Raw genomic sequence first — 578 nt, forward strand, 5'->3', positions numbered from 1 at the left:
GATGTGCATCTGGAAGAGTTGGAAGAAGATAAAGACACGTTTTAATAATCTATGTAAATGTGGAATTGATAAGCGTAAAGCTTGGGAATGGGCAAATACACGAAAGGGTTATTGGCGCATCGCTGACAGCTTTATACTCCATCGGGCACTGAACAACGATAATCTAAAGCGTGCCAACTATCCTTTTTTTAATGGATTGTTATCGTAAACAGACAAAAAGAATTTACAGGGGTAATCTTCTCGGATTACAACAACCCAACAGAATATCTTAATCCTACAGGTGCAAATATCACAGATGCGGAATTGGCAAAAAGAGGCCTTACACGCGGAGATTTCGTTTCACGTATTGGACAAGCACAAACAAGAGGAGGAGCATTATTCTTCAATTCGGCTATTCCTCTGAGCGAAAATGCAGAAGTATATGCTTTTGGTGGTTTGAATTATCGTAATGGGGAATCAGCGGCTTTCAGAAGACAACCGGCACAACTAACCCAAAATATAAGCGAAATCTATCCTTTCGTAAGTAAGGAACCGCCGTATGCGGAACCGCATGTACGGTGGTATTCTAGGTTTGCCAT

1 protein-coding gene and 1 pseudogene are annotated in these 578 nt (G+C 41.2%); both read left to right on the forward strand.

All coding sequences use genetic code 11. The annotated features are described in order from the left end of the window. Positions 1-208: pseudogene (locus tag G5B32_RS17200) on the forward strand (hypothetical protein); the annotation flags it as partial. A gap of 95 nt (positions 209-303) precedes the next feature. Then, on the forward strand, positions 304-578 hold a 275-nt coding region (locus G5B32_RS16960), incomplete at its 3' end, for a hypothetical protein (RefSeq protein WP_165292673.1).

Origin of the sequence: Sphingobacterium sp. SGL-16, assembly GCF_011043515.1 — a bacterium.
In the GTDB taxonomy this organism is placed as follows: domain Bacteria; phylum Bacteroidota; class Bacteroidia; order Sphingobacteriales; family Sphingobacteriaceae; genus Sphingobacterium; species Sphingobacterium litopenaei.